Here is a 25,756-nt window from a genome sequence, read left to right on the forward strand (position 1 = left end):
TTATAAACAAAGGCTGTCCCGCAGTCGGCAAAACCGCCTGGTGGAACAGCCTTTTTCGCTTGCCGCTTAGATGAACTGAAACGGATCCGTATGAACGCTGGAGGCGATCACGTCCGTTTCCCACTGCCGCTTCCGGAGCTCTGCCATTAAATAGCGGGCTAATCCTTGCTTCATCACTTTTTCAACATTATGGCCCGGGTCGACAAGGCGCAAGCCGAGCGCCTGGGCGTCATGGGCCGTATGGTAGTACACATCGCCGGTCACGTACACGTCCGCTCCAGCCGAGGCGGCAGCAGCGACAAACTTGTTCCCGTCCCCGCCCAGTACGGCGACGGTTTGCACAAGGTCATCGAGCCGGCCGACGACGCGCACGGCCGGAACGGAAAATGCGGTTTTCACTTGTTCGGCGAAGGCGCGCAGCGTCACCGGCTGCGGCAGCCTCCCGATGCGGCCAAGCCCAAAGCGGCGCCCCTCGTTGTCAAGCGGATAAAGATCATAGGCCACTTCTTCATACGGATGGGCAGCCAGCATCGCTTGAATGACATTCCGTTCCAAGGAAGCAGGAACGATCGTCTCAATGCGCACTTCCTCCACTTCTTCGAGCTTCCCTTGTTCCCCGATAAACGGCTGCGCTCCTTCTTCCGGCAAAAACGTTCCGATGCCGTGGCTGTTGAACGTGCAATGGCTGTAGCGTCCGATATGGCCGGCGCCGGCATCGCCTAACGCCGCCCGCACCGCCTCGGCATGACTCGCCGGCACGTAGACAACGAGCTTTTTCAACGGTTCTGTATATGTTGGCACGAGCACCGCCGTCTCGCTTAAACCAAGCGCCTCGGCGAGCCAATCATTGACCCCGCCAAATGCGACGTCTAAATTCGTGTGGGCGGCATACACAGCGATGTCGTGCTTGATGCACGCCGCGATCGTCCGCCCGTGCCCGTCGTCCGTCAACAGCTGCTTAAGCGGGCGGTAGAGCGGCGGATGATGGGCGATAATCAAATCGACTCGTTGATTGATGGCTTCGGCGACGACGTCTTCCAGCACGTCGAGGGCGATCATCACTTTCCGGACCGGCTTGTTCAACGTCCCGATTTGCAGGCCGATCCGGTCCCCTTCCATGGCGAGCTGTTTCGGGGCAAGCCGTTCCACAAGCTGAATAACTTCATGACCGTACGGAACCCGGCTCATCGCAACGCCTCCTCTACCAATTGGACTTTTTTCTCCAGTTCGCGCATTTTCACCCTAGCCGCCTCGCTTTCCCCTTTCTCCGCCAAATCGGCGATAATCCGTTTCCAATGCAGAAGCTCGCGCTGCCATTTTTCGCGGAACACCTCGCTGTTTTCCCGGCGCAAAAACGGCCCAAGGAGCAATTCCGCCTCGAGATGGCGGTACGGCCGCCGGGCGTCGCCGCGCTCGGCGACAAGCACTTCGTAAATTTGCCCATCTTCCTTCAGTATGCGTTCGGCAATCAACTCCCACCCATGATCGAAGAGCCAGCGGCGGATCAGTTCAGCGCCAATGTTCGGCTGCAAAATGAGCCGTTGGACACCGACGAGCTTTTCTTTCCCCTCATCCAAAATGCGGGTGATAAGGGAGCCGCCCATGCCGGCGATCGTGATGCAATCCACTTCCCCCGGAGCGATGACAGCCAATCCGTCTCCTTTGCGCACCGAAATACGGTCGGAAAGCCCCGTCTTTTCCACTTGTTGCTGCGCGGAGCGAAGCGGGCCGTCAGCGACCTCGCCGGCAATGGCTTTTGACACATACCCGTGCAGGCAGGCATAGCAAGGCAAATACGCATGATCCGACCCAATGTCAGCGAGCACGGCTCCTTTCGGAATGAAGGAAGCGACCGTTGCCAACCGCTTTGATAGGCGAAACTCGTTCATGGCTCCTTTGGTGCAGCCCGCCTTCCTTCCACCGCTGGGCGAAGGCGGCCGCTCCTTCCTCCTTTCCTGTTCTCAAGGTCGCGCGCCTCTATTGTACTAAACAAAACATCCCTCTGCCAAAAGCAAAGGGATGTTCACCATCCATTATTTTAAACCGGCGAGCCATTTCGTCATCGCGTCGATGTTGTCAGCCGGCACAAGCCCGCCCGGCATGCCGCCGCGTCCGTTTTGCAGGACATCTTTAATTTGGTCCGCCGATAACCGTTCGCCGACTCCTTTTAATGCCGGGCCGACGCCGCCTTCATAGTTTTGGCCGTGGCAGCTAGAACACGTTTGTTGGTAAAACTGTTCCGGATTGAATTCAGCCGTTTGTTCCGTTTTTTCGCCGCCTTTTTTCTCTTTGGCCATTTCCTTCGCATCGCCTAGCCCTTTAAACGACAAGACGAACGTCAGCACAATCCCGAATGCCATGATGATGAAAAACGGGATGAGCGGATTGCGGTTCATCTCTTTTACCTCCTTTATGTATGATGAAGAACGCTGCAAACAACTTTATTTTACTGTAAATAATGGACAAGGAAAAGCCCTAAGTTGCTGAAATGGCTGCAATGCGCCTCAACGCCACCAGATGGCGGCGGCTACAAGCAGCGGTCCGCTGACAGCGGCGAGCGAAAAGTAGCGAAGGCGAAGCAGACGGCCGACTACAAACCAGAGAACACAGTTTCCGATCACGGCAGCGGCTAGCGCACCCGCTTGCCCCTGGAAAAAGCGGTCAACCTCCAACATGGATGCCACGAGCAAAATCCAAGCGCTTCCGATGAGCGGAAAGTGAAGAAGTTGTCGTTCGTTCCGCCACCGCCAGCAAAAAAACAGGCAAACAGCGAAAAAAAGGGCACAAAGGAGTGTTTGCAAAACGAATGACAATTCAGTAAAATAAATGGCAAGGGCGGCAGCTGGCAACAATAAACAAAGGCTGGCCTCCAGCCGGCTGCGCAACGGGCGGCGCGGGCTCAGGGAAGCATCGCCCTCGGTATAAAGCGCGAGCAAATAATTGCAATAATGCTCTGGCAGGAGGCGCGAACGTTTCCAATACTCGATTTCTCGGATAATCGTTTCCCGCCGTCTCCGGTTCATTTGCATTCCACCTTTCGCCAAAAGAAGAAGAAAAAAATAGTTTACTTCCGAAGAAGTAAACTATGGAACGAACGGTCATTCCAAAAAGTCTTTCAGCCGTTTGCTGCGGCTCGGGTGGCGCAGCTTGCGCAACGCTTTGGCTTCGATTTGGCGAATGCGTTCGCGCGTCACACCAAACACCTTGCCTACTTCTTCCAGCGTCCGCGTCCGGCCGTCGTCAAGCCCGAAACGGAGGCGGAGCACGTTCTCTTCGCGGTCGGTCAGCGTATCAAGCACATCTTCAAGCTGCTCTTTCAACAGCTCATAAGCGGCGTGTTCCGATGGCGACGTCGCTTCTTGGTCTTCGATGAAGTCGCCAAGATGCGAGTCGTCTTCTTCGCCGATCGGCGTCTCGAGCGACACCGGCTCTTGGGCGATCTTCAAAATTTCCCGCACTTTTTCCGGCGTCAAATCCATTTCCTCGGCGATTTCTTCCGGCGTTGGTTCGCGCCCGAGGTCTTGGAGCAGCTGCCGTTGGACGCGGATCAGCTTGTTGATCGTCTCGACCATATGCACCGGGATGCGGATCGTCCGCGCTTGATCGGCGATCGCCCTCGTAATGGCTTGACGGATCCACCACGTCGCGTACGTGCTGAACTTGTAGCCCTTGCGGTAATCAAACTTTTCAACCGCCTTGATCAGCCCCATGTTCCCTTCCTGGATCAAATCGAGGAAAAGCATGCCGCGGCCGACATACCGTTTGGCAATGCTGACGACGAGGCGGAGGTTGGCTTCCGTCAGCCGGCGCTTCGCCTCTTCATCGCCTTGTTCGATCCGCTTCGCCAGCTCAATTTCTTCTTCCGCTGATAAAAGGGGGACACGGCCGATTTCTTTTAAGTACATGCGCACCGGGTCATTGATTTTCACGCCGGGAGGAACGGATAAGTCATTTAAGTCGAATTCCGCCTCCTTGGCCAGCTCATCGATGTCCGGATCGGCTTCCAAATCGGATTCGCTGATGACTTCAATGCCTTGGTCAGCCAAGTATTCATAATATTCGTCCATTTGGTCGGAGTCCAAATCAAAGCCGGAAAGCCGCTCGGCAATTTCTTCGTATGTGAGGATGCCGCGCTTCTTGCCGAGCTCAGCGAGCTGCTCTTTCACCTGCTCCAGCGTTTCGCCGGCAGCCGCCTCGGCCTGCTTTGATTGGGCTGGTTTTTCGGCCATTTCATTACCTCCTTTAAAAACTCATACCACCATATTATGAGGAAGATAACATTTTTTTCATTTCAATCATTTCTTTGGCGATGCGGGCAGCTGTCAAAAAGTCCTTTCTTCGCTCCGCTTCCGTTTTTTCTTGTTCTTTTTCCTTTAGCATTAACCATTTCGGGCGATTCAACACATGCCTGATATAATCCTCGAGCTCCTGTTCGGAAACGTCATCTGCGATCAATAAAAGCGACAGCTCGCTCGCGAGCGGCTGCAACTCGCCGGGGATTCTTGAGATGAGCGCGCCCGGGTCGGCTTCATGCCCTTCTTCGTAAAAGGCGTAAATATAAGCGGCTAACGCCCGATGCTCCTCGATGTTAAACCGGCCGCCAATCCGCTCTTGAACGATCAGCGCCACATCGCGGCTTCTCATCATATGAGCAAGCAGCAGCCGTTCCGCATTTTGAAAAGCCGGCAGCAGCTTTTTCGCCAGCATCGGCCGCGCGGTTTCCCCATCGGGCGCCTCCCGCGGCTTTGTCCTCTCGCGCTGGTTGCGGGACAGCTGCTCATGAAGAGCGGAAAGCGACAACGAAAACTCTTCGGCGAGCTGGCGCAAATAATAATCTTGTTCCACCGGGCTCGACAGCTTGCCGATCTCCCGGAGCGCTTCATCAATATAGCGGAGCCGCTCCCCTTCGTGCTGCAAATTTTTTCCGCGCCGCAAATACGCCATTTTAAACGCCACGAGCGGCCGGGCGGCAGCCACTTCTCCGGCAAACCGTTCACCGCCATAAACACGTATATATTCATCCGGGTCAAGACCGTTCGGAAGGGATGCCACCTTGACGCGGCATCCCAATGCGCTCAGCTGCTCAGCAGCGCGCCAAGCGGCTTCGATCCCGGCGCCGTCGCCGTCATAACAAATCGTTATAGTGTCCGCATGGCGGCGCAAAATGCGCGCCTGCTCCTCGGTCAGCGACGTCCCCATCGTCGCAATGGCATAATCGATGCCGGCCTGCGCTGCGGAAATGACATCGGCAAACCCTTCGACAAGCAGCGCCTCCTGCCGCTTGCGGATCGGCACCCGCGCCGCATGAAAGTGGTATAGAATCGCCCCTTTGCGGAAAACGGGCGTTTCTGGGCTGTTGACATATTTCGGATGCCCTTCGCCGAGCAGGCGGCCGGAAAACCCCACCGTTTCGCCGCGGTGGTCGTGGATCGGAAACATAATGCGGTTCCGGAACCGGTCGACGTATCGCCCGTCCTCTTTTTTCGTCAACAACCCCGCCTTTTCCATCATCGGAAGAGAAAAGGAATGGCTCTCCAGCAACTTGGCCGCCGCATCGGGTGCATCCGGGGCATAGCCGATTTCAAACCGGTCGATCGTTTCTTTTGTCCATCCGCGCGCCTGCAAGTAATCAAGCGCGGCTTGTCCTTCTTTTGTATGAACAAGCAAATGATGGTAAAATCGTTTCAGCAAGGCATGCGCTTCCGTCATCGCCTTCGCCTCGTCCGTCTGACCGTCATCGCGCCCGCGAACATCCAGCTCATAGACGGACAAATCGACGCCTGCCTTGGCCGCAAGCCGTTTGGCCGCTTCCACAAACGGAATGCCCTCGATGTCCATTAAAAACGTGAAGGCATTCCCTCCTGCTCCGCAACCGAAGCAGTGGAAAATTTGCTTTTCCGGAGAAACGGAAAACGACGGCGTCTTTTCCCCATGAAAGGGGCATAAGCCAAAATAGTTGCGGCCCTGCCGTTTCAGCTGGACGTATTCGCCGATGACATCCACAATATCGACGCCGCGGCGAATGGCTTCAATCGTTTCTTCGGGAATGCGATGTCCCATACGAACAACCCCGTATCATAATTTAATTTATTCTCGGCTGTCAGCCGATTTCCCTTTTACTTTCGACAAATTTTTTCAATTCCTCCGTTTTGCCTTCCCCCTTGCCCGCAACAGCCGGCCCTCCCAATCCGTCCGCCGCCTCCGTAAAGCAAACGGCGTCAAGCTGGCGAAAGGGCGCTTCGATATATTATATTTCAAGGCCAAAGGGAACATTTCATTTTTTTTTTGACTTTGTTGCAGCGGACAACCTGGCCCCTAAAGCAAGGGAAGGCTTCACACCCCCTATTATTCTACATCATCCCCAAAAATCCTTCTTTTTTTTCGGGCGCCCGGCGGTTTTTGTCGAAAACTTTTCCCTTGTTTTCCTTGACAAACAGCTATAAATAGTTTACTCGCCTTATGCCCGCTCTAAACCTATGCAGGGTCATTTTTCCCGCAATTTTTTATTATAATATAACTCAGGGACGTATGCCATAAAAAAGCGCACGATTACCGGCAGGAAATCGTGCGGACAAAACAGGCGGATCCAACGTTCTTAACACTTCAACTTTTTCATAATGATGCTTGCCGTTTCTTCCACAGCTTTGTTCGTTACATCGATGACATCGCAGCCGATTTTTTTTACGACTTCGTCAAAATAAGCCAGCTCTTCTTTAATGCGATCCATGTTCGCATAGATGGCTTGGTCGTTCAAGCCGAGCGATTTCAAACGCTCGCGGCGGATCGACAGCAGCTTGTCCGGGCTGATTTTCAAACCGAAGCATTTGCCTGGCCCGACTTGAAACAGCTGCTCGGGCGGCTCGACTTCCGGAACGATCGGTACGTTTGCCACCTTCAGCCGCTTATGCGCCAAGTATTGCGACAGCGGCGTTTTCGATGTGCGCGATACGCCGATCAACACAATATCAGCGCGCAAAATGCCGCGTGGGTCGCGGCCGTCGTCGTATTTGACGGCGAATTCGATCGCTTCGATTTTTTTGAAGTAATCTTCGTCGAGCACGCGCACCTGGCCCGGCTCATACCTTGGCGTCAGCTGGAACAAGCCGCTCATTTTTTCGATGAGCGGGCCGATGATATCGTAAGCGACCACCCCTTCGCGCGCCGCCTCGGCAAGCAAAAATTCGCGCATTTCCGGAACAACGAGCGTAAAGGCAATAATGGCTTGGTTCATTTTGGCCAACGCGACCACTTCGGCTAACGTCGTTTTATCCTCTACGTATGGAACGCGCTTGATTTGAACCGGCGAGGCGTAAAACTGGCTGGCCGCCGCCTTGACGACAAGCTCAGCCGTCTCCCCGCCCGAGTCGGATACGACATAAACGAGGCGTTGATTCATTTTGTTCCTCCTTTTCGCTCACACATCGTCTTTGGCTAATGAGACGAACGCTTTCGTCATATTCGTTTTCGTAATGCGGCCGATCACTTCATACCCCTTCTCCGTTTTGCGCACGACCGGCATAGCGTCGATTTGCTTCTCGATCAGCCGTTCGGCCACCTCAATCAGCGGATCATCTTTATAACAAACAGCGATGTTCGGCATCCTTGTCATGATAATATTAACGGGAATCGCTGTCAGTTCCTGTTTGCCGATGCTCGCGCGCAGCAAGTCTTTGCGCGACAAAACGCCCGCAAGAAGCGACTCCTCATCGACGACAAACAGCGTGCCGACGTCTTCCAAAAACATCGTGACGATCGCATCATAGACGCTCACGTTTTCGTTGACGACGACCGGGATGGACTGGTAGTCTTCAACTTTTAATTTTTTAATCTTATCGGCGAACAGCTGCGTGCCCGTTTTTCCGGTATAAAAATAACCGACGCGCGGCCGCGCTTCCAAATAGCCGGCCATCGTCAAAATCGCGAGATCGGGCCGCAGCGTCGCCCGCGTCAAGTTCAGCTTTTCGGCGATGCTCTCGCCGGTGATCGGCCCGTAGTCTTTGACAATTTGCAAAATTTGTTCCTGGCGTTTATTCAGTTCGATCGTCGCTCACCACCTTGCCAAAAGGTCCCACACGCTATCATCCTTGTTTATATTATACTACATCACGCGTTTACAAGGAAAATTAAGCATCCTGGCCGCTATCGGGGGCGAGTGTGTCTTTCAGCACGCTCATTTGCTGCAAAAAGCGTTTCGCCTTCAGCGACAGGCCGGCATATTCATCGTAGTACGCCGACAGCACCGCCTTCAATTCCGCCTTTGTCGTTTCTTTGACCGAAATCGCGCCCAGCCGGGCAAGATCAATATGGAAAAACAGGCGCAACAGCCGGGCCGACGCCGGCGACAACGGCATCCGGTGCGGGTCGGCCTCCTCGCAGCGATGACAAAGGAAGCCCGCCTCCTTGACCGAAAACGAGACGCTCCCTTCTGTCGCCCCGCAGCGCGCGCAACGGTCAAGCACCGGCGGAATGCCGAGCACTGGGAGCATTTTCATCTCATAAATCAACGCCATGATCTCTAAATCGCGCCCTTCGCTCATATACTGTAACGTCTGCCGCAACAGCTCAAACAAGTACGGATTGCGCTTTTGCTCTTCTGTGCTTTTGTCGGTGAGCTCCACAATATACGCGGCATAGGCAGCGGCAAACAAATCTTCACGCAGCGCCCGCATCGAATCAATGAGCTCCCCTTGATGGAGAACGCCGACGCCGCGGCTGCGGCGGATCAAATAATGGCCATAGGCGAGCGGCTGCGTAACAGCAGAAAGGCGGCTGCTTGGCTTTTTCGCACCTCGCGCCATCACAGCCACCTTTCCCCATTCCCTTGTAAACAATGTGACAATTTTATTCGTCTCGCCATAATCGATGGTCCGCATCACGATCGCTTCACACTTTTCAAACATTGAACCACCACCAATTGGGCCAGCGACGATGCTAAGAGATCGGCTGGTCGATTTCTTTCTGGTCGGTGTTCTGCTCCTCACCGCCGAGCCGCTGCTCCCGTTCCAACTCTTTAAACAACAAGTACGTATCGATATTGCCTGTTTGGCTAAACAACTTCCACGTAAACTCAAGCATGGAATGACACCTCTTTCCGCCTGCAGGCATTGCATATTGGTGGTTTTACCTATAGGTTGGCTCGGTCAAAACCCGTTTATGTCGCGTAAAATTTTCTAGCCGTCAATACTCGTCCTCGCGAAACCCGAAGTCGCGCAACTGCGAAAGGCGGTTGCGCCAGTCCTTTTGCACCTTCACCCACAGCTCCAAAAACACTTTGGATCCAAGCAGCGCCTCAATGTCAGCGCGCGCCCGCTGTCCGATTTCCTTTAACATCCGGCCTTGCTTGCCGATGATGATTCCTTTTTGCGAATCGCGCTCAACAACGATGACAGCCCCGACGTAAACCGTGCCCGTCTCTTCGCGCCGCTCAATGCGTTCGACGACGACGGCGATCGAATGTGGAACTTCCTCGCGCGTCAAGTGAAGCGCTTTCTCGCGAATGAGCTCGGCGATGATAAACTGCTCCGGATGGTCGGTGACTTGATCCGGTGGATAATATTGCGGTCCTTCCGGCAACCGCTCTTTAATTTGCTCCAGCAGACGCTCGACATTGTTTCCTTCAAGCGCTGAAATCGGCACAATTTCCGCAAAAGGGTGCAAATCCTTGTACTGGTCAATGAGCGGCAGCAGCTCATCCGGGTGAACGCGGTCGATTTTGTTGATCACCAAAAACACCGGCGTATCGACTTCTTTCAAGCGCTCCATAATGAACGCCTCGCCGCGCCCAAACCCTTCCTCGGCATTGACCATAAACAAAATCAAATCGACTTCGCGCAGCGCATTGAGCGCCACTTTCATCATAAAATCGCCGAGTTTATGCTTCGGTTTATGCACCCCGGGAGTGTCGATAAAAATGATTTGCGCGTCCTCATCCGTGTACACGCCTTGGATTTTATTGCGCGTCGTCTGCGGCTTGTCGCTCATAATGGCGATTTTTTGCCCGACGACACGGTTTAAAAACGTCGATTTTCCTACGTTCGGTCTTCCGATAATGGCAACAAACCCTGATTTGTATCCTTCCTTATTCATGCATATCCTCCGCTGAAAAAGCATCTGGCAGCAGTTCTTGAACGGTGACGATTTTGACATCGCCGTTGATATTGGCCAAAATGACTTTCATATCGCTAGGGCAAAGCTCAGCGATCACTTGACGGCATGCGCCGCACGGCGGAACCGGGCGGGGAGTGTCGGCAATGACCGCGAGGGCGGCAAACTCCGTTTCCCCTTCGGAATACGCCTTAAACAGCGCGGTCCGCTCCGCGCAATTGCACACGCTGTAAGCGGCGTTTTCAATGTTGCAGCCGCGGTACACACTGCCGTCTTTCGTCAGCAACGCGGCGCCGACTTTGAATTTCGAATAAGGCACGTATGCGAATTCGCGCGCTTTTTTCGCTTCGGCAATGAGCTGTTCGATCTCCATGAATGGCTCTTCCTTTCCTGAAAGCAAACGCTGCTTTCTTTTATTTTACAAAAAATCGCCGCCAATTTCATCATTTGAAACGAAAATGTAACAGAAAAATTAGAATTTTCTCTCTCGTTCGTTCAGCGAAGATGCGGCCAAAACAGCAGCGCCCCGATGATGACAGCAACCCCGGCAGCCACGAGCACAGCCGCAGCAGCGATATCTTTCGCCGCTTTCGCCAGCGGGTGAAACTCCCCTGTCACCAAGTCGACCGTGCGCTCGATGGCTGTATTCACCAGCTCGAGTGTAACGACCGCACCAACTGTCAGCACTAACACAATCCACTCCCAGCGCGACAGCCCGACAGCGAAACCGAGCGCAAAGGCAACAACGGCGGCCGCCAAGTGAAAACGCAAATGCGCCTCCTCCTTCACCGCCGCCTTCATTCCCGCCCAAGCCCAGGCGAAACGATCCCGTTCCCTCGCACCTCGCATGGCTATCGCGTCAATCCGAACCGCGTCAATATTTCCTCTTGCTTGGCAAACATGACGCGCTCTTCCTCTTCCGTTTCGTGGTCATAGCCAAGCAAATGCAAAAAACCGTGCACGGCCAAAAACCCGAGCTCGCGCATGAACGAATGCCCGTATTCCGCCGCTTGCTCTTTCGCCTTCGGAATGGAGATGACGATGTCGCCAAGCACCAGCGGCATATCGGCGCCGATGATGTCGACTTCGCCCTCTCCTTCCTCTTCCAACGCGAACGAAAGCACATCAGTCGGAGCGTCTTTGCCGCGATAGTCGCGGTTCATCAGGCGAATGCGCTCGTTGTCCACGAATGAGACGCCCACTTCCGCCCCGTCCGGCACGTTCTCGCTCGCTGCCGCTTCGCGAAGGAGTTGCTCGAGCATCTCAAGCTGCTCTGCGGTCACTTCGCCCGTTTCGTCGATAAAGTCGATGTGAATGGTCATGCATGCTTCACCTTTTCCTTTCGTACTTCCGGGTATTCAATGCGCGAATGGAAGACGCCGTTGAGCGTCTCACAAAGCGAACGGGCGACGATCTCCAACTCTTTCATCGTGATGTCGCACTCGTTCAACTGGTTGTCCTGCAGGCGGTCGGCGATGATCCCCCGGACGATCTTTTCGATTTTTTCCTGCGAGGGGTTGGCCAACGAACGGACAGCCGCCTCGACGCTGTCGGCAATGTTGATGACCGCCGCCTCTTTCGTCTGCGGCTTCGGCCCGGGATAGCGGAACTCGGCTTCGGAGACCACTCCCGTTTGCTCGAGCGCTTTATGATAAAAATACTTGAGCAGCGTCGTGCCATGATGCTGTTCGGCGATGTCGACAATCTCCTTTGGCAGCCGGTGCTTGCGAAGCAAGGCGACGCCGTCGGTGACATGGGCGATAATAATATTTTTGCTCAATTGCGGCGACAAATGATCGTGCGGATTGCCGCCCATTTGGTTTTCAATGAAATAGCGGGGCCGCTTTGTCTTGCCGATGTCGTGGTAATAGCAGGCGACGCGCGCTAGCAAGCCGTCGGCGCCGATCGCCTCGCACGCCGCTTCCGCCAAATTGGCGACCATGATGCTGTGATGATACGTCCCCGGCGCCTCCGTCAACAATTTGCGCAACAGCGGGTGATTTGGATTCGACAGCTCAATGAGGCGAAGCGGCGACAAAATGCCGAATGCCGTCTCAAACACCGGCAGCAGCCCGATCGTCAAAATGGCGGAGAAAATGCCGGAGGCCGCCGCCATGAGAAGAAAAAGGCCGATCTCAGCCAGCGAGTAGCGGCCATTTTTCATTAGCAACAACGATAGGAGCAAACCCGTATTGACGACGGCAACAAGCACACCGGCCCGCCAAATTTTCGCCTTCGCCAGCTCCTTCGGCAGGCAAAACGTCCCAGCCAGGCCGCCAGCGAGCAAATAAACAGCCAAGGACACCGATACGGCGCCAGTCGCCCCGATTTCTTCATTAAACAAGATGCTGCCGCACACCGCCCCAATGATGGCGGTCATCACCGCCAGCCGCTCGCCAAGCAGCACGCGGACAAGCATCGGACCGAACGCTGCCGGAACGAGATAGCCGGCCGAAACGGCCCCGCCGGACGGCAGCAGGCGAATGAGCACCGTCACCGCCATCATCAACGTGAACACCGCTCCATAAAGCAGCAAGTTTTCATTCGTCTTCTCGGCGCGGAAATAGTAAACGAGCGGCGCAAGCAAGAGCAGCACGAACAAACAAAGCCCCGCGGCCGGCCAATGCGGGCGTCCGCCGCCAAGCAGGCCGACGAGCTCAAGCCGGTGGTAAATGTCACTCGTAATAAATTGCCCTTCCTCCACGATCACTTGCCCTTGCAAAATTTTCACCGGCTTCACTTCATCCATCGCCTGCCGCCGCTTTTCTTCCGTCGCCGTCCGGTCGTAGACGACGTTCGGAATGACAGCCTGCCGGCACAACTTGGCGACGGTTTCGCGCAACGCCGGCGACAGCGCCGCATACTTGAGCTCTGTCGCTGCTTTCGCGCGCGCCTCGTCAAGCTCCGCCTGGGAAATGCGCTCGCTCATGGCCGCATGCACGGCCGTCAACGCTGCTTCTTTGGCTGTCTCGAGTTCACCGGGAGAAGCGCTGAGCAGCCGCCGCCATTCTTCAGAGGACAGGTAGGCAAACCACTCCGGCGGCAGCCGTTCCTCGAGCTTCGCTGTCAAATCACCGGGCGAACGGCCCGAACCCGCCTCGTTTTGCACGCTCTCAATGGCGGCAAACAGCGAGGAAAGAAGATCGACACGGTTTTCGGCATATTCTTTTTTCAACGTATAAACGTCTGCCACTTTGGCGGCTGCTTCTTCTTTCAGCCTGGCTGTCGCTTCTTTGTCCTCAACCGTCACCGGCGAGCGGATCGTTTCTTTAGCGACGTCAAACAGGCGCAGCTCATATTGGCGCGGTTTCACTTGCCAGTACAACACAGCAAACAACAGCGCAGCCAAAAACAAAAACAGCCAAAAGCGGACGAAGCGGACGTCTTTTGTCCGCTCGAGAAAAAAACGAAGCCTTCCCACCGGTTTTCCCCTCGCTTTGTAAGAAAAGCTGTGCCATCCATCCCGGTCTGTGCTCTATAAGCCGGCCTCATCGTAGGCATTAATAATTTTCGCCACAAGCGGATGGCGGACAACATCAGACTGCTCCAAAAACACAAAAGCAATGCCGCTGATGGAAGCCAAAATGCGCTTCGCGACCGACAGCCCCGACTCGACTCCTTTTGGCAGGTCGACTTGGGAAATATCGCCGGTGATCACCATTTTTGACCCAAAACCAAGCCGGGTTAAAAACATTTTCATTTGCGCCGGCGTCGTATTTTGCGCTTCGTCCAGAATGACGAACGCATCCTCAAGCGTCCGGCCACGCATATAGGCGAGCGGAGCGATCTCAATCGTGCCGCGTTCAATGAGGCGCTGCACGTACTCCGCTCCGAGCACGTCGTTTAGCGCATCGTACAGTGGGCGCAAATACGGGTCGACTTTCTCCTTCAAGTCGCCGGGCAAAAAGCCGAGGCTTTCCCCCGCCTCGACAGCCGGTCGGGTCAAAATGATGCGTTTGACGCTGCCGTTTTTCAGCGCCTTCACCGCCATGACAACCGCCAAGTACGTTTTCCCGGTGCCGGCCGGCCCGATGCCAAACGTCAAGTCGTGTTGTTCAATCGCCGCCACGTAATAACGCTGGCCGAGCGTTTTGACGCGGATCGACTTCCCTTTGGCATTTTTCGTAATCTCTTCTTCGTACAGCTGGATGAGGCCGTCAAGCGCCCCTTTTTTCGCCAGCTGGACGGCATAGATGATGTCGCGCTCGCTGACGGCCACCCCTTTGCGGATGACAATCAATAAATGGCGAAGCAGCTCATCGACGAGCTGGACTTGCTGCGGCGTTCCGGAGACGTTGACCGTCTCCCCGCGCGTCACAATCGACACGCCAAGCTCTTCCTCAATCCGCTTTAAATGGGCGTCATGAACGCCAAAGAGCGCCGCCGCTTCCTGTTGATTGCGCACGTGTTGGCTGATCGTGACAAACTGCTCTGACATTCTCAATCTCCTTGAACGATGGGTTGTGGTACAGCAATATTTTCGATGACTTCGTAATGCAATTCTACCCTTACTTTACCATTCTCTTTCGTCTGATGCAAAACTTTTTCGCCGCGAATGACCGCCTCTTCCGGCAGCTTGGCCCGCAGCTCGCGGCGGGCGATCTTTTTCGCTTCTGCAAACGCCTCTTGCCACGTATAGCTCCGTTTCACTTCCTCGGCTTCACGAATCGTAACACGCTCGTAATACACCGGCAAGTCCCATTTCCAAAACCGAAACGGCCGCTTTTTCGTTTCGATGACCGTATGGGCGAACGCCGGCTTCTCCCACCCCCAGATTGGAAGGGAAAAGCGGCCCATTGCGATATAATGCCGTTCGGCGAACGCGCCGGTCAACACATGAAACGTCGTCTCAAGCGGCAGGACAACGGTGGACTTGTACCATGTCTCGCCAAGCACCTTTCCGGTCGCCGGTACAAATTTCGTTCTCCCCTCGGCGCCGATCACGCCGGAAACGAGAAGCTGACCTTTTTGTACATAATCATTGACGGAAACGAGCGGTTGTCCTTCTTCAACGAACAAATCGGCGATCACCGCCTCTTTTTTGGCGACTAAATGGCGCGGGGGGATCGGTTCTTTCGGTTCCGGAATTTCTTTTTCCACGACGCGGAAATGCAGCGACGTCCCTTCCCACTCGACGCCGACCCATGTAATGTCATGGATGCGTTCGGTCAGTTTCCTTTGCAACGTTTCCGGGTCATCGATCAGGAATTGAAACACGCCGCGCTCGACGCCCATCCGTTTTAGTTCGCGGACGATTTGATGTTCTGTCTCGGGGGAGGCGCCTTCAATGTCAATGCTCCACACAACGTTGGACAGCAGAAATACAATGGCCGCAAAAAGGAGCAGCCCGAGCCCAAACCCGCTGTTTCGCCGCGCCCGTCGCCAAAAAAACGGCAACCCTCTTCTCCCGACAAACGAAAGCTTGCACTCGCTTTGCCGGGCGATATGGCGAAACCGCTTGACATCGCTGAGCTTAATGAAAAATGTCGCCGTCTCCCGGCTATGATTTTTCACATTCCATACGGCGATGCCCTGGCGCACGCAGGCGTTGATCAGCCGTTCGATCCCTTTTCCTTCCGCCTTGACACGCACGCTGCCGGCTAACGTGTCAACCCATTCATTTTTCATCGTTTGTCCTCCTCTATATAAACGACTTGGCTGATTTTCCCCTCCAATAAAATTTCTTCCGGCAAAATCGTTTTGATGACAAACTGTTCGCCGCGGACAAGCAGCTGCCCGTTCCGCAGCAAAAGGCGGAGCTCTTTATCGCTGAACGCGAGCAGCCCGCGGTGGTTTTCAATGTAAATATGTATGTGCCCCACCATCGTGATGCGGGGCAGATCCATGACGATATCGGCGGGAAGCTCGAGCTTTTCCGCCATCCACCGCTTCATCTGCTGGCGCCATTTCTTCACCATACAAAAAGACCCCCCTTTCATCTCATATGTATGAGACAAAAGGGGGTTCTAGCACCGCTTTTCAAAAACAACGGGCCCGCCTGCCGGCAAGGCCCATTGCTTGTTTTATGAAAGCTGTTGTTGCACCAATTTATTGACGAGCGAACCGTCCGCTTTGCCTTTCACTTTCGGCATGATGGCGCTCATCACTTTTCCCATATCCGCCTTCGACGAAGCCCCGACTTCCTTGATCGTCTGCTCGATCAGTTCACGAAGTTCGTCCTCTGTCAGCGGTTTCGGCATATACGACTGAACGATGTCAATTTCGGTTTTTACTTTTTCGACAAGATCTGAACGGCCAGCGTTTTCAAATTCGCGGAGGGAGTCTTTACGCTGCTTCAGTTCACGAGAAAGAACGGTCAGCTCTTCGTCTTCCGAAAGCGGGCTTTTGCCGAGCTTGATCGCCTCGTTTTGCAGCGCCGCCTTCAGCATACGGAGAACAGACAGCTTTTCTTTCTCCTTGTTTTTCATCGCCTGCTTCATATCGTCATTCAAACGATCGAGAAGACTCACCGATTATACACCCTCTTTAATGCATGCTCTTAGTGCTTGCGCTTTCTAGCCGCTTCAGATTTTTTCTTCCGTCTGACGCTTGGTTTTTCATAAAATTCGCGCTTTCTCACTTCTTGCAAAGTACCCGTTTTCGAAACGGCGCGTTTAAAGCGACGAAGAGCGTCGTCGATCGACTCGTTTTTGCGAACGATCGTTTTGGACATCCTGCTTCCCTCCCTCCGAACAACAACCATTGCATATTGTACTTGTCAATTATAATACATGCCGGCGGAAAAGGTCAATAAAAAAAGCGCGATCCCGGCGCCGAAAAAAGTGGTCATCGTCCGCGGACGAGGCCCATACATATAGGATGAAAGGGGAGATCGCCCGTGGGGCCGCTTTTGATGCTGTTTGCCATTTACACCGCCATTTTTCTGATCGGCATGTTCATGATGAAGGCCGGGTTTTACGCGTTATCCGGCCATCGGTTGAAACGATGGCTCATGCGCTTTACCGCTGCGCCATGGCAAGGATTTCTCACCGGGATGGCGGCAACCGCCCTCGTGCAAAGCAGCTCGGCGGTCATGGTGATGACGGTCGGCCTCGTCGCCACCGGCTATTTATCGTTTCGCCAGTCCATCGGCATCATTTTAGGCAGCAACATCGGCTCAACCGTCACAACCGAGCTGATGACACTCGATATCGGCGACGGCGCCATTCCGCTTCTCATCGGCGGCGCACTTCTCGTCTTCATAGGACGCCGCCGCTTCGTTTACAGCATCGGGATGATCGCCGTCGGCCTTGCCGCCTTGCTGTTTGCCATGAACGGCTTCTCCAGCCTCGCCAAGCCGCTCGCCGATTACCCGCTTGTTGACGCCTGGCTCAAGCAAACGAACAGCTCGACCGCCATCGGACTCTTCGTCGGCATTGCCTTGACCGCCCTCGTCCATTCGAGCGCGGCGACGATCGGCATCGCCATGGGGTTTTTAAACGAACAGTTGTTGACGCTTCCAGCCGCCATCGCGATATTGCTTGGCGCCAACATCGGCACGTGCATTACCGGGCTGCTGGCCTCCATCGGTTCAAGCAAAGAAGCCCAGCTGACCGCTTATACCCATTTATGGCTGAACGTCGCCGGCGTTGCCGTCTTTGCCTTCTGGACGGAGCCGTTCGCCCGTTTTGCCGCCATGCTCAGCCCGGCGCCGGATGTGCAGCTCGCCCATGTGAGCGTCTTGTTTAACACCATTTGTTCAGCCGCCGCGTTGCCGTTTGTCGGCATCATCGAAACGGCCATCTTGCGTTTGCATGGCCAAAAGCGGGCTTAATAATCGGCGCGCCCAGTTTGGCCGCTGACGATGGCAACCCCGGAGCTCGTCCCGATGCGCGTCGCCCCAGCCTCGATCATCGCCTCAGCTGTTTTCCGGTCGCGAACGCCTCCTGAAGCTTTGACGCCCACATTGTCGCCGACCGTTTTTCGCATCAGCGCGACGTCTTCAACCGTCGCGCCGCCGCCTGAGAACCCAGTCGATGTTTTCACATAGTCAGCGCCCGCTTTCACCGCCAATTGGCAAGCGCGCACTTTTTCATCATCCGTCAAAAGCGCCGTTTCAATAATTACTTTCACGAGTGCTTTTCCGGCTGCCGCTTCGACGACGGCGCGAATATCGCGCTCCACCCAGTCGTCGGCTCCGCTTTTTAAGGCGCCGATGTTGATGACCATATCGACTTCGCGCGCGCCGTTTTCGATGGCGTTTTTCGTTTCAAACGCTTTCGTTTCCGGCGTTGTCGCCCCAAGCGGAAAGCCGATGACCGTGCAGACGCGGACATCCGTGCCGGAAAGTTCCCGCGCCGCCGTTTTCACCCACGACGGGTTGACGCATACTGAGGCAAACCCGTACTGTTTCGCCTCCGCGCATAATTGAACGATTTGCTCTTCCGTTGCCTCCGGCTTGAGCAGCGTATGGTCGATCATGTTCGCAATGTTCACTGTCATGGACACTTGCCCCTTTCTGCCGCTGCAAAAAAATAAAAGGTCTGACGTCTACCATCATACCATGTCTGCGAGGCAAAAACTAGCCGTCATCTGTATAGTTCCCGAGAAAAAGAAGAAAAAACCCCAGCCGAGGCTGGGGTGTCTGTGCTTGTCTCTCCATATCAGGTTATGAGCTTAACTTTACGGAATGAGCTGCCCCATCCGGCACAATGCGGACAAACTCACCTTCGTTGTACGGGTAGCCGGCTTTCGTGATTTTTACTTTCACGAGTTCGCCGACCATCTCTTCTGTCCCCGGGAAACGGACTTTCAAATAGTTGTCCGTATAGCCGATATACATGCCCGGATGATCTTTGTCTTGCTCTTCTGGAATGACTTCGAGCACGTGCCCTTCAAATCGCGACGCGTATTCTTTCGCCAGCTGATCAGATAGGGCAATGAGTCGGCGGACGCGGTCATGTTTCGTCTCTTCGTCCACTTGGTCCGGCATGCGCGCCGCCGGTGTGCCAGTCCGCTTCGAATACGGAAAGACGTGCAGCTCGGAAAACTGCTGCTCGCGGATAAAGTGGTACGTTTCCATAAATTCCTCTTCCGTTTCACCCGGAAAACCGACGATGACATCGGACGTTACGGCGAGTTCCGGGAACACTTCCCGCAGGCGGGCAAGCCGCTCGGCGAAAAATTCCACCGTATATTTGCGGCGCATCCGCTTGAGCACCGTGTTCGACCCGGATTGAAGCGGAATGTGCAAATGGCGAACGATTTTGTCCGAACGCTGCAACACATCGATCACTTCATCGGTAATTTGGCTCGCCTCAATCGACGAAATGCGAATCCGTTTCAGCCCCGGCACTTGCTCATCCAAATCGCGCAGCAGCGCCGCGAAGTTATAGTCTTTTAGATCGGTGCCGTAGCCGCCCGTATGAATGCCGGTCAACACGATTTCCTTATAGCCGGCGGCGACAAGCTGGCGCGCCTGGCGGATGATTTCTTGTGGATTGCGCGAACGCATCAAGCCGCGCGCCCACGGGATGATGCAAAACGTGCAAAAGTTGTTGCACCCTTCTTGAATTTTCAACGATGCCCGCGTCCGGTCGGTGAACGACGGCACATCCATTTCCTCAAACACGCGCGTTTTCATAATGTTATGGACCGCGTTGATCGGCTGGCGCTCGCGCTGAAACTGCTCAACGTAGTCCAAAATTTTATGCCGGTCTTGCGTGCCGATGACAATATCGACGCCCGGAATCGCCATCACTTCCGCCGGCGATGTTTGCGCATAGCAGCCGGTCACGCAGACGACGGCATCCGGATTGCGGCGCACCGCACGGCGGATGACTTGGCGGCTTTTTTTGTCGCCGGTGTTCGTCACCGTGCACGTGTTGATCACATACACATCGGCGCGGCTCTCAAACTCCGTCCGTTCGTAGCCGGCCTTTTTAAACAGCTGCCAAATCGCCTCTGTTTCGTAATGATTGACTTTGCAGCCTAATGTATGGAAAGCCACTGTTGGCATGTTGTTCACCTCACTGCAGGCCATGCCGCTGAGCCAGCAGCATGACTGAATTTGTTCAAACCGTTGATTACTGTTGCGCCGCCTCCCAATCTGGCGCGCGCAGCTCCCATTCATAGGAAGCCGCGGCAAGCAGATAAAGCGGCGCCGTTTCCGTGCGCAAAATGCGCGGGCCAAGGCTGCACGGCAAAAAGCCGCCTTGTCGGAGCCGCTTTGCCTCCTCAGGGCTAAATCCACCCTCAGGTCCGAACACGGCTAGCAGCGTGCCGCCGGGCTTGAGGCCGGCAAGCAGCGCCGGCAGCGAACCGTGCCGTCCCCCGCGCCCTTCTTCTTCATAGGCGAATAGACGTTGATCCACCGTTTCGCCAAAAGCAAGCAGCGCGTCCAGCGAAAGCGGCGCCCGCACCTCGGGCAATGACGTGCGTTCCGCCTGTTCGGCCGCCTCTTTCGCAATTTTTTTCCACCGTTCCACTTTTTTCTCCGCTTTCTTCATGTCCCATTTGACGACCGAACGGGCGGCGAAAAACGGCAGAAAGCCGGCGGCACCAAGCTCCGTCCCTTTTTGGATGACAAACTCCCACTTTTCGCCTTTCGGCAGCCCCTGGGCGATATAAATGCGCACCGGCAATTCGCGCCCCTCTTCCTTCCATTGTACAATACGGGCGCGCACATGCTCACTGGCAATTTGTTCAATGCTGCATACAGCCGTGCGCCCGTCCGGAAAGACGCAAGCGATCGCATCCCCCGGCTTCATGCGCATGACGCGGGCGATATGGTGCGCGTCAGCGCCGCTGATCGTGACGACTTCGCCTCGGCGCTCCCGTTCGGAAACGAAATATCGCTGCAACGAACATCCCTTCTTTGTTTACGACTTGATGGCGACTAACGCGACCCAATCTTCCATCACGTTCACTTCCTCAATGACAAACCCAGCCGCCAGCAGCCCGTCTTTGACGTCCTGCTTTTTCGCCTGGATGATGCCGGAGGTGATGAAGCGGCCGCCCGGCTTCAGCAGCCGGAAAGCGTCGGAGGCAAAACGCAAAATGATTTCCGCCAAAATGTTGGCGACAATCACATCAGCCGGCTCATCGACATGGTCAAGCAAATTGTTTTGCGCCACCGTAACGACCGACTGCACTTTATTGAGCTTGACGTTCAGCCGTGCGCTGTCGACTGCGACCGGATCCAAATCGAACGCCCGCACCGACCGGGCGCCGAGCATCGCCGCAGCGATGCTTAAAATGCCGGAGCCGGTGCCGACGTCAATGACCGCATCGCCGGGGCGCACATATTTTTCGAGCGCCTGCAGGCACATGACCGTCGTCGGGTGGGTGCCGGTGCCAAACGCCATGCCCGGATCCATTTCAATGATCAACTCATCATCGGAAACCGGCTCATACGTTTCCCACGTCGGCACGATCGTAAACTTCTCCGACACTTTCACCGGATGATAATGCTTTTTCCACGCCGTCGCCCACTCTTCCTCATTCACTTCGCTCAATGTAATCTTATTTTTTCCAAGGTCAATATCATATAGCCATAAATTGTTAATCGCTTGTTTAATTTGTTCGACCGTTTCGCCAAGAAAGCTGTTGACCGGCAAATACGCCTTAATGATGACGCCTTCTTCCGGATAATCGTCCGGATTGAGTTCGACGATTTCCCCGTACCAGTCATCGCGGTCTTTCACAAGATCGTACGGATCTTCAATGACCACGCCGCCGGCGCCGGCCTCATGCAAAATGTTCGAAATCGCCTCGACCGCCTCGTGCGTCGTATGAATGCTGATTTCCGACCATTTCATCGCGCTCACGCTTCTCCTTTAAACGCCTTTTTGACTTTCTCAAAAAAACGGCCGTGCGGCCCGTCGTGCATCGTCTCCCCACCAAGCCGGTCAAACTCGCGCAGCAGTTGCTTTTGTTTTTCCGTCAGCTTCGTCGGCGTCACGACGCGGACGATGACGTGCTGATCCCCCTGTCCATAGCCGCGCACGTTTGGCACTCCTTTCCCTCTCAGGCGGAAGCGCGTGCCCGTTTGCGTGCCGGCCGGAATTTTCAACTTCACATCGCCATAGAGCGTCGGCACCTCAATCTCATCGCCGAGCGCCGCTTGAGCAAAGGAAAGCGGCACTTCACAATAAATGTCGAGCCCGTCGCGCTCGAAAAATTCATGCGGCTCCACGCGGAAAATGATGTACAAGTCCCCCGGCGGCCCGCCGTTGACCCCTGGCTCCCCTTGGCCGGCGACACGCAGCTGCTGGCCGTCGTCGACGCCGGCCGGGATTTTGACATGAATCTTTTTCCGTTGCTTGACGCGGCCCGTCCCGCCGCATGTCGGACATTTTTCCGGAATGTACCGGCCCGTCCCGCCACATGTCGGACATGTCCGACGGTTGATGATGCGGCCAAACGGCGTCGCCTGCTCGCTCGTGATTTGCCCGCTGCCGCCGCAACGTGAGCACGGCTGGGGGCTTGTGCCCGGTTTGGCGCCGCTGCCATGGCACGTTTCGCACGTCTCTTCGCGCGGCACTTCAATTTCCGTTTCTTTTCCAAATGCCGCTTCCTCAAATGTGAGCGTCATCATGTATTCCACATCGGCCCCTTTGCGCGGCCCGCTCGCCCGCCGGCGCGGCCCGCCGCCGAAAAACGTCTCAAAAATATCTTCAAACCCGCCAAAGCCGCTAAAGCCGCCGAAATCAAACCCTCCGCCTTGGAATCCGCCGCCGCCAAACGCTTCGTTCGGGTCGGCATGGCCGAACCGGTCGTAGCGGGCCCGCTTTTCGTCGTCGCTCAATACTTCGTACGCCTCTTTAATTTCTTTAAACTTTTCCGCGGCGTCCGGCGCTTTGTTAATGTCTGGATGATACTGCTTCGAAAGCTTTCGGTACGCTTTTTTGATCTCGTCTTTCGTCGCGTTTTTGCTGACGCCGAGAACTTCGTAGTAATCGCGCTTCGCCATCGTTGATCATCCACTCCCGATTCATTCACATAAATTTTATTTTATCATTTCCCTTTGGTTAATGGCAATATGTGAATGCTAGAAAAAAAGTCAAAGCCAAGGCAGGCCTGACTTTGACTTTCGGCAGCATTATTTGTCATCCTTCACTTCCTCAAATTCCGCATCAACAACGTTGTCCCGTTTGGCCGCGTCGGCTTGCGCTCCAGCGTCTTGCGCCTGTTTCGCCGCTTGCTCATACAGCTTGATCGACAGCTGCTGCACCGCTTCCTGCAGCGCGTCTTTTTTCTTGCGGATGTCATCGATGTCGTTTTTCTCAAGCGCCGCCTTCAACGCATCTTTTGCCTCTTGCGCTTTCTTGATCTCATCGGCGCTCACTTTTCCTTCGACTTCTTTTAACGTTTTTTCTGTCGTGAAAATAAGCTGGTCCGCTTCATTGCGCAGTTCGGCAGCCTCTTTCCGCTTCCGGTCGGCTTCGGCGTTTTCTTCCGCCTCTTTGATCATGCGCTGGATTTCTTCTTCCGACAGGCCGGACGACGATTTGATCGTGATCGACTGTTCTTTGTTCGTCCCCAAGTCTTTCGCGCGCACATGGACGATGCCGTTGGCGTCAATGTCAAACGTCACTTCAATTTGCGGCACGCCGCGCGGCGCCGGCGGAATCCCAGTCAGCTGGAAGCGGCCGAGCGTTTTGTTGTCCGCCGCCATCGGACGCTCCCCTTGCAGCACATGAATGTCTACGGTCGTTTGGTTGTCGGCGGCTGTTGTGAACACTTGCGACTTGCTTGTCGGAATGGTCGTGTTCCGCTCGATCAATTTCGTAAATACGCCGCCCATCGTCTCAATGCCGAGCGACAGCGGTGTGACGTCAAGCAAGACGACATCTTTCACTTCGCCGGCAATGACCCCGCCTTGGATCGCGGCGCCGATCGCCACGACTTCGTCCGGATTGACGCCTTTATGCGGCTCTTTGCCAAGCTCGCGCTTAATCGCTTCCTGGACAGCTGGAATGCGGGTCGAACCGCCAACCAAAATGACTTTGTCAATATCGGCAGGCGTCAAGCCGGCATCTTGCAGCGCCTGGCGAACCGGCCCCATCGTCCGTTCAACGAGGTGGGCGGACAGTTCTTCAAACTTCGCCCGCGTGAGCGTCGTTTCCAAGTGAAGCGGACCGTTTTCATTGGCGCTGATAAACGGCAGCGAAATTTGCGTCTGCGTCACGCCCGACAGTTCTTTTTTCGCCTTTTCAGCCGCATCTTTCAAGCGCTGGAGCGCCATTTTGTCTTTGGACAAATCGATGCCGTGCTCTTGTTTGAACTGATTGACCAAATAATCGATGATCACTTGGTCGAAATCGTCGCCGCCCAAATGGTTGTCGCCGGCGGTCGCTTTCACTTCAAAGACGCCGTCGCCAAGCTCCAAAATCGAAACGTCAAACGTTCCGCCGCCCAAGTCATAGACGAGAATCGTTTGGTCCTCTTCTTTGTCGAGGCCGTAAGCAAGCGCTGCTGCCGTCGGCTCGTTGATGATGCGCTCGACTTCAAGCCCGGCGATGCGGCCGGCGTCTTTCGTCGCTTGGCGCTGCGCGTCGTTGAAATAGGCCGGCACCGTAATGACCGCCCGCGTCACCGGTTCGCCCAAGTAGTCTTCGGCGTACGATTTCAAATATTGCAAAATGATGGCTGAAATTTCTTGCGGCGTATATTGCTTTCCTTCAATCTCCACTTTGTAGTCCGTGCCCATATGGCGCTTGATCGAGATGATCGTGTTCGGGTTCGTGATCGCCTGCCGTTTGGCGACTTCGCCCACTAAGCGCTCCCCGTTTTTGAACGCCACGACCGATGGGGTCGTGCGGTTTCCTTCCGGGTTCGGGATGACTTTCGCCTCGCCGCCTTCGAGCACGGCGACGCAAGAGTTCGTTGTTCCTAAGTCAATGCCGATAATTTTACTCATCGCTCATCACCCTCCATTTCCGTTATTGGCTGACTTTGACCATCGCAGGACGGAGAATGCGGTCTTTCAGCTTGTAGCCTTTTTGCAGCTCTTCGACGACTGTATTCGGCTCATAGCCATCTTCGTCCGTCTGCATGACCGCCTGATGCAGATGGGGGTCAAACGGTTTTCCGACCGCCTCAATCGCCTCGACGCCTTCTTTTTTCAAGGCGTCCAAAAGCGAGCGATACACCATCTCCATTCCTTGCAAAATCGATTTTGCCTGCTCGTTTTCCGTCTCTATTTTCAACGCGCGCTCAAAGTTGTCGAGCACCGGAAGCAAATCGCTCGCCAAACTTTGGGCGCGGTATTTTTCAGCCGCTTCCAGCTCTTGGCGCGTCCGGCGGCGGAAGTTTTCAAAATCGGCATACAGGCGGAGATAGCGGTGTTCCATCTCAGCCAGCTTCGCTTCCAGCTCCGCTACTTGCGCTTTGGCGGCAGCCAGCTCCTCTGTCTCGGCGCGCTCCTCCCCGGCAGGTTCGGCCCCCGCGGAAGCCTCCGCCGGCTTCCCATCGCCTTGCCCGGCGGCATCGTTTTGCCTAGCGTCGTCCCTTTCGCCTTCCGGTTGCACGCCTGCCTCTTCCGCCGATGCCGGCTGTTCCATCTCCGGCTCGTTGTATGTAGCTTGACCAGCACGTTTGTCTCCTTGTTCCATTGCCTTCACCTCCCCTTCGGGCTCGTCATTCTATGTATCAATGGCCACAAGGAACGGATGGATTGGCGAATCCATCCGTTAACCAATATGGCCAT

At 55.1% G+C, this 25,756-nt stretch carries 28 protein-coding genes; 1 reads left to right on the forward strand and 27 read right to left on the reverse strand.

Annotated elements, in window-relative coordinates; translation table 11 throughout:
* Window positions 1-66: 66 nt before the first annotated feature.
* The 20 genes from ACR1UW_RS13350 to rpsU form a co-directional block, all read right to left on the reverse strand.
* Window positions 67-1,188 (reverse strand): Nif3-like dinuclear metal center hexameric protein, encoded by a 1,122-nt coding sequence (locus ACR1UW_RS13350; RefSeq protein ID WP_033007938.1) that lies wholly within the window; start codon window positions 1,186-1,188, stop codon window positions 67-69.
* A complete protein-coding gene (locus ACR1UW_RS13355) occupies window positions 1,185-1,889 on the reverse strand; it encodes a tRNA (adenine(22)-N(1))-methyltransferase (protein WP_033007937.1) in 705 nt (234 codons plus the stop codon). The genes ACR1UW_RS13350 and ACR1UW_RS13355 overlap by 4 nt, the downstream gene beginning before the upstream one ends.
* A 144-nt stretch (window positions 1,890-2,033) precedes the next feature.
* Window positions 2,034-2,396, reverse strand: a complete 363-nt coding sequence (gene cccA / locus ACR1UW_RS13360; RefSeq protein WP_050367558.1) for a cytochrome c550 — start codon at window positions 2,394-2,396, stop codon at window positions 2,034-2,036.
* 108 nt (window positions 2,397-2,504) lie between these two features.
* Entirely contained in the window at window positions 2,505-3,023 is a 519-nt protein-coding gene (locus tag ACR1UW_RS13365) for a hypothetical protein (RefSeq protein ID WP_050367559.1), read from the reverse strand.
* A 75-nt stretch (window positions 3,024-3,098) separates the two neighbouring features.
* A complete protein-coding gene (rpoD, locus tag ACR1UW_RS13370; RefSeq protein ID WP_050367560.1) occupies window positions 3,099-4,229 on the reverse strand; it encodes an RNA polymerase sigma factor RpoD in 1,131 nt (376 codons plus the stop codon).
* Between the two features lie 34 nt (window positions 4,230-4,263).
* Complete coding sequence (gene dnaG, locus ACR1UW_RS13375; RefSeq protein WP_050367561.1) at window positions 4,264-6,060, reverse strand: DNA primase; 1,797 nt, start codon at window positions 6,058-6,060, stop codon at window positions 4,264-4,266.
* 535 nt (window positions 6,061-6,595) lie between these two features.
* On the reverse strand, window positions 6,596-7,396 hold the full coding sequence (locus ACR1UW_RS13380; RefSeq protein ID WP_033009661.1) for a pyruvate, water dikinase regulatory protein: 801 nt from the start codon (window positions 7,394-7,396) through the stop codon (window positions 6,596-6,598).
* Between the two features lie 18 nt (window positions 7,397-7,414).
* Window positions 7,415-8,041: a transcriptional regulator CcpN gene (gene ccpN / locus ACR1UW_RS13385; RefSeq protein WP_255350126.1), complete on the reverse strand. Its 627-nt coding sequence runs from the start codon at window positions 8,039-8,041 to the stop codon at window positions 7,415-7,417.
* Window positions 8,042-8,123: 82 nt separating this feature from the next.
* Complete coding sequence (recO, locus tag ACR1UW_RS13390; RefSeq protein WP_033009656.1) at window positions 8,124-8,900, reverse strand: DNA repair protein RecO; 777 nt, start codon at window positions 8,898-8,900, stop codon at window positions 8,124-8,126.
* Window positions 8,901-8,931: 31 nt separating this feature from the next.
* Window positions 8,932-9,075, reverse strand: coding sequence for a YqzL family protein (locus ACR1UW_RS13395; protein WP_064502498.1), 144 nt, complete (start codon window positions 9,073-9,075; stop codon window positions 8,932-8,934).
* Between the two features lie 102 nt (window positions 9,076-9,177).
* Window positions 9,178-10,086 carry a GTPase Era gene (gene era / locus ACR1UW_RS13400; RefSeq protein WP_033009655.1) on the reverse strand — a complete coding sequence of 303 codons (909 nt, stop codon included), beginning with the start codon at window positions 10,084-10,086 and terminating at the stop codon, window positions 9,178-9,180.
* Window positions 10,079-10,477 carry a cytidine deaminase gene (locus tag ACR1UW_RS13405; RefSeq protein ID WP_033009654.1) on the reverse strand — a complete coding sequence of 133 codons (399 nt, stop codon included), beginning with the start codon at window positions 10,475-10,477 and terminating at the stop codon, window positions 10,079-10,081. Before ACR1UW_RS13405 ends, era begins: the two co-directional genes overlap by 8 nt.
* Before the next feature lie 122 nt (window positions 10,478-10,599).
* A complete protein-coding gene (locus ACR1UW_RS13410) occupies window positions 10,600-10,953 on the reverse strand; it encodes a diacylglycerol kinase family protein (RefSeq protein ID WP_033014681.1) in 354 nt (117 codons plus the stop codon).
* A 2-nt stretch (window positions 10,954-10,955) separates the two neighbouring features.
* A complete protein-coding gene (ybeY, locus tag ACR1UW_RS13415) occupies window positions 10,956-11,426 on the reverse strand; it encodes an rRNA maturation RNase YbeY (RefSeq protein ID WP_033009652.1) in 471 nt (156 codons plus the stop codon).
* Window positions 11,423-13,525 (reverse strand): HD family phosphohydrolase, encoded by a 2,103-nt coding sequence (locus tag ACR1UW_RS13420; RefSeq protein WP_044743138.1) that lies wholly within the window; start codon window positions 13,523-13,525, stop codon window positions 11,423-11,425. The genes ybeY and ACR1UW_RS13420 overlap by 4 nt, the downstream gene beginning before the upstream one ends.
* A 54-nt stretch (window positions 13,526-13,579) precedes the next feature.
* Window positions 13,580-14,542, reverse strand: coding sequence for a PhoH family protein (locus ACR1UW_RS13425; protein ID WP_033009649.1), 963 nt, complete (start codon window positions 14,540-14,542; stop codon window positions 13,580-13,582).
* A 2-nt stretch (window positions 14,543-14,544) separates the two neighbouring features.
* Entirely contained in the window at window positions 14,545-15,732 is a 1,188-nt protein-coding gene (gene yqfD, locus ACR1UW_RS13430; RefSeq protein ID WP_498933690.1) for a sporulation protein YqfD, read from the reverse strand.
* Window positions 15,729-16,022: a sporulation protein YqfC gene (gene yqfC, locus ACR1UW_RS13435; RefSeq protein WP_033009643.1), complete on the reverse strand. Its 294-nt coding sequence runs from the start codon at window positions 16,020-16,022 to the stop codon at window positions 15,729-15,731. The genes yqfD and yqfC overlap by 4 nt, the downstream gene beginning before the upstream one ends.
* Window positions 16,023-16,127: 105 nt before the next feature.
* A complete protein-coding gene (locus ACR1UW_RS13440) occupies window positions 16,128-16,574 on the reverse strand; it encodes a GatB/YqeY domain-containing protein (protein ID WP_033009641.1) in 447 nt (148 codons plus the stop codon).
* 29 nt (window positions 16,575-16,603) lie between these two features.
* Window positions 16,604-16,777: a 30S ribosomal protein S21 gene (gene rpsU, locus ACR1UW_RS13445; RefSeq protein WP_008879912.1), complete on the reverse strand. Its 174-nt coding sequence runs from the start codon at window positions 16,775-16,777 to the stop codon at window positions 16,604-16,606.
* A 165-nt stretch (window positions 16,778-16,942) separates the two neighbouring features.
* On the opposite strand from rpsU, the gene ACR1UW_RS13450 reads away from it, so the two are divergent.
* Complete coding sequence (locus ACR1UW_RS13450) at window positions 16,943-17,878, forward strand: Na/Pi symporter (RefSeq protein WP_033009640.1); 936 nt, start codon at window positions 16,943-16,945, stop codon at window positions 17,876-17,878.
* Here ACR1UW_RS13450 and deoC read toward each other — a convergent pair.
* The 7 genes from deoC to grpE all read right to left on the reverse strand — a co-directional run bounded on the left by deoC (window position 17,875) and on the right by grpE (window position 25,661).
* A complete protein-coding gene (gene deoC, locus ACR1UW_RS13455) occupies window positions 17,875-18,546 on the reverse strand; it encodes a deoxyribose-phosphate aldolase (RefSeq protein WP_033009639.1) in 672 nt (223 codons plus the stop codon). The two genes, ACR1UW_RS13450 and deoC, sit on opposite strands and share 4 nt — an antisense overlap.
* Before the next feature lie 166 nt (window positions 18,547-18,712).
* Window positions 18,713-20,062 (reverse strand): tRNA (N(6)-L-threonylcarbamoyladenosine(37)-C(2))-methylthiotransferase MtaB, encoded by a 1,350-nt coding sequence (gene mtaB / locus ACR1UW_RS13460; protein ID WP_033009637.1) that lies wholly within the window; start codon window positions 20,060-20,062, stop codon window positions 18,713-18,715.
* Window positions 20,063-20,129: 67 nt separating this feature from the next.
* Window positions 20,130-20,906, reverse strand: coding sequence for a 16S rRNA (uracil(1498)-N(3))-methyltransferase (locus ACR1UW_RS13465; RefSeq protein WP_033009635.1), 777 nt, complete (start codon window positions 20,904-20,906; stop codon window positions 20,130-20,132).
* Window positions 20,907-20,924: 18 nt separating this feature from the next.
* Window positions 20,925-21,863 (reverse strand): 50S ribosomal protein L11 methyltransferase, encoded by a 939-nt coding sequence (prmA, locus tag ACR1UW_RS13470; protein ID WP_033009663.1) that lies wholly within the window; start codon window positions 21,861-21,863, stop codon window positions 20,925-20,927.
* Window positions 21,864-21,868: 5 nt separating this feature from the next.
* Window positions 21,869-23,017 (reverse strand): molecular chaperone DnaJ, encoded by a 1,149-nt coding sequence (gene dnaJ, locus ACR1UW_RS13475; RefSeq protein ID WP_047818718.1) that lies wholly within the window; start codon window positions 23,015-23,017, stop codon window positions 21,869-21,871.
* A gap of 129 nt (window positions 23,018-23,146) precedes the next feature.
* Window positions 23,147-24,967: a molecular chaperone DnaK gene (gene dnaK / locus ACR1UW_RS13480; protein WP_033009632.1), complete on the reverse strand. Its 1,821-nt coding sequence runs from the start codon at window positions 24,965-24,967 to the stop codon at window positions 23,147-23,149.
* 22 nt (window positions 24,968-24,989) lie between these two features.
* Window positions 24,990-25,661: a nucleotide exchange factor GrpE gene (grpE, locus tag ACR1UW_RS13485; RefSeq protein WP_044743134.1), complete on the reverse strand. Its 672-nt coding sequence runs from the start codon at window positions 25,659-25,661 to the stop codon at window positions 24,990-24,992.
* Between the last annotated feature and the right edge of the window lie 95 nt (window positions 25,662-25,756).

It is taken from the genome of Geobacillus lituanicus, from assembly GCF_050994965.1.
GTDB classification, from domain to species: domain Bacteria; phylum Bacillota; class Bacilli; order Bacillales; family Anoxybacillaceae; genus Geobacillus; species Geobacillus stearothermophilus.